A 3,384-nucleotide genomic window follows, 5' to 3' on the forward strand; every position below is an offset into this window, starting at 1 on the left:
GAATGCCTTGGCATGTAGAGCCGAAGAAGGACGTAGTAATCTGCGATAAGCCTCGGGGAGTTGATAAACGAACTGTGATCCGAGGATGTCCGAATGGGGAAACCCCGCCAGGCCCGTGAGGTGACCTGGTGACTCCCGCCTGAATATATAGGGCGGGTAGAGGGAACGTGGGGAAGTGAAACATCTCAGTACCCACAGGAAGAGAAAACAACAGTGATTCCGTTAGTAGTGGCGAGCGAACCCGGATGAGGCTAAACCGATCATGTGTGATAGCCGGTAGGCGTTGCATGGTCGGGGTTGCGGGACTTTTCTACTAATTCTACCGAATGGTAAGGGTTAGAGCGTTGTATAGACGAACAGGATTGAAAGCCTGGTCATAGAGGGTGCGAACCCCGTAGTCGAAATGCAGCAATCGCCCGAGAAGTATCCCAAGTAGCACGGGGCCCGAGAAATCCCGTGTGAATCCGTCAGGACCACCTGATAAGCCTAAATACTCCTACATGACCGATAGTGAACAAGTACCGTGAGGGAAAGGTGAAAAGTACCCCGGGAGGGGAGTGAAATAGTACCTGAAACCGTTTGCTTACAAACCGTTGGAGCCAGCTTTGTTCTGGTGACAGCGTGCCTTTTGAAGAATGAGCCTGCGAGTTAGTGATATGTGGCGAGCTTAACCCGAGAGGGGAATGCGTAGCGAAAGCGAGTCTGAATAGGGCGATTCAGTCGCATGTCCTAGACCCGAAGCGAAGTGATCTATCCATGGCCAGGTTGAAGCGACGGTAAGACGTCGTGGAGGACCGAACCCACTTCAGTTGAAAATGGAGGGGATGAGCTGTGGATAGGGGTGAAAGGCCAATCAAACTTCGTGATAGCTGGTTCTCTCCGAAATGCATTTAGGTGCAGCGTTGCGTGTTTCTTGCCGGAGGTAGAGCTACTGGATGGCCGATGGGGCCCAAAAGCTTACTGACGTCAGCCAAACTCCGAATGCCGGTAAGTGAGAGCGCAGCAGTGAGACGGTGGGGGATAAGCTTCATCGTCGAGAGGGAAACAACCCAGACCACCAACTAAGGTCCCAAAGCGCGTGCTAAGTGGGAAAGGATGTGGAGTTGCACAGACAACCAGGAGGTTGGCTTAGAAGCAGCCACCCTTGAAAGAGTGCGTAATAGCTCACTGGTCAAGTGATTCCGCGCCGACAATGTAACGGGGCTCAAGCACGCCACCGAAGTTGTGGCATTGATATTTTTGGTTAGCTGGCACCCGTGTGGTGTTGGTTCAGCCGTGTTGATGGGTAGGAGAGCGTCGTGTGGCCAGCGAAGCGGCGGTGTAAACCAGCCGTGGAGGCCACACGAGTGAGAATGCAGGCATGAGTAGCGAAAGACGGGTGAGAAACCCGTCCTCCGAAAGATCAAGGGTTCCAGGGCCAGGCTAATCCGCCCTGGGTAAGTCGGGACCTAAGGCGAGGCCGACAGGCGTAGTCGATGGACAACGGGTTGATATTCCCGTACTGACGAAAAACCGCCCAAACTAATCCAGTAATGCTAAGCATCTGAATCCCCTAGATGGATCCCTTCGGGGTGAAGCGTGGGGCCTAGCGTGCGACCCTATGCTGGTGCGGTTAGCGTATTAACAGGTGTGACGCAGGAAGGTAGCTGAGCCGGGCGATGGTTGACCCGGTCTAAGGATGTAGGGCGAACGATAGGCAAATCCGTCGTTCATGATGCCTGAGACCCGATGGGTAGCCCGTAAGGGTGAAATCAGTGATCCTATGCTGCCAAGAAAAGCATCGACGCGAGGTTTTAGTCACCCGTACCCCAAACCGACTCAGGTGATCAGGTAGAGAATACTAAGGAGATCGAGAGAATCGTGGTTAAGGAACTCGGCAAAATGCCCCCGTAACTTCGGGAGAAGGGGGGCCTGAGGCGTGAACGGACTAGCTCCGGGAGCGTTCGAAGGCCGCAGAGACCAGTGGGAAGCGACTGTTTACTAAAAACACAGGTCCGTGCTAAGTCGCAAGACGATGTATACGGACTGACGCCTGCCCGGTGCTGGAAGGTTAAGAGGAACGGTTAGCCGCAAGGCGAAGCTGAGAATTTAAGCCCCAGTAAACGGCGGTGGTAACTATAACCATCCTAAGGTAGCGAAATTCCTTGTCGGGTAAGTTCCGACCTGCACGAATGGCGTAACGACTTCCCAGCTGTCTCAACCGCGAACTCGGCGAAATTGCATTACGAGTAAAGATGCTCGTTACGCGCAGCAGGACGGAAAGACCCCGTGACCTTTACTACAGCTTGGTATTGGTGTTCGGTGTGGCTTGTGTAGGATAGGTGGGAGACTGTGAAGCTTGGACGCTAGTTCAGGTGGAGTCATTGTTGAAATACCACTCTGGTCATATTGGATACCTAACTTCGAACCGTGATCCGGTTCAGGGACAGTGCCTGGTGGGTAGTTTAACTGGGGCGGTTGCCTCCTAAAAAGTAACGGAGGCGCCCAAAGGTTCCCTCAACCTGGTTGGTAATCAGGTGTCGAGTGTAAGTGCACAAGGGAGCTTGACTGTAAGACTGACACGTCGAGCAGGGACGAAAGTCGGGACTAGTGATCCGGCAGTGGCTTGTGGAAGCGCTGTCGCTCAACGGATAAAAGGTACCTCGGGGATAACAGGCTGATCTTGCCCAAGAGTCCATATCGACGGCATGGTTTGGCACCTCGATGTCGGCTCGTCGCATCCTGGGGCTGGAGTAGGTCCCAAGGGTTGGGCTGTTCGCCCATTAAAGCGGTACGCGAGCTGGGTTTAGAACGTCGTGAGACAGTTCGGTCCCTATCCGCTGCGCGCGCAGGAAATTTGAGAAGATCTATCCCTAGTACGAGAGGACCGGGATGGACGAACCTCTGGTGTGTCAGTTGTTCCGCCAGGAGCACCGCTGATTAGCTACGTTCGGAACGGATAACCGCTGAAAGCATCTAAGCGGGAAGCCGGCTTCGAGATGAGATTTCCATCCCTTCGGGGGAGAGGCTCGCAGCTAGACTACTGCGTTGATAGGCCGGATGTGGAAGTGGGGACTACAGACCCATGGAGCTGACCGGTACTAATAAGCCGATAATTTGATAACACGTCAGTTTGAAGAAGCTGCTTTAGCGTCCACTATGTGGTTCTCGATGTACGGTCGAGAACAACGCTCCGGTCACCGGAGCGCTATAACTAAAAAATATAGAATCGATTCACATCACCATGTGTTTCGGCGGCTATAGCGAGAGGGAAACGCCCGGTCACATTCCGAACCCGGAAGCTAAGACTCTCAGCGCTGATGGTACTGCAGGGGGGACCCTGTGGGAGAGTAAGACACCGCCGGACTTAACGTCGCAACAAACAGGAAAGCCATCCCTCACGGG

General features: G+C 53.8%; 2 rRNA genes. Both read left to right on the top strand.

What is annotated here, in order from left to right:
- A 23S ribosomal RNA gene (locus IWX77_RS16730) occupies positions 1–3,104 on the top strand; the annotation flags it as partial.
- Positions 3,105–3,229: 125 nt separating this feature from the next.
- Positions 3,230–3,346: ribosomal RNA gene (gene rrf, locus IWX77_RS16735) — 5S ribosomal RNA — on the top strand.
- The last annotated feature ends 38 nt before the right edge of the window (positions 3,347–3,384 follow it).

Source organism: Cryobacterium sp. CAN_C2, from assembly GCF_015751745.1.
Taxonomy (GTDB): Bacteria; Actinomycetota; Actinomycetes; order Actinomycetales; family Microbacteriaceae; genus Cryobacterium.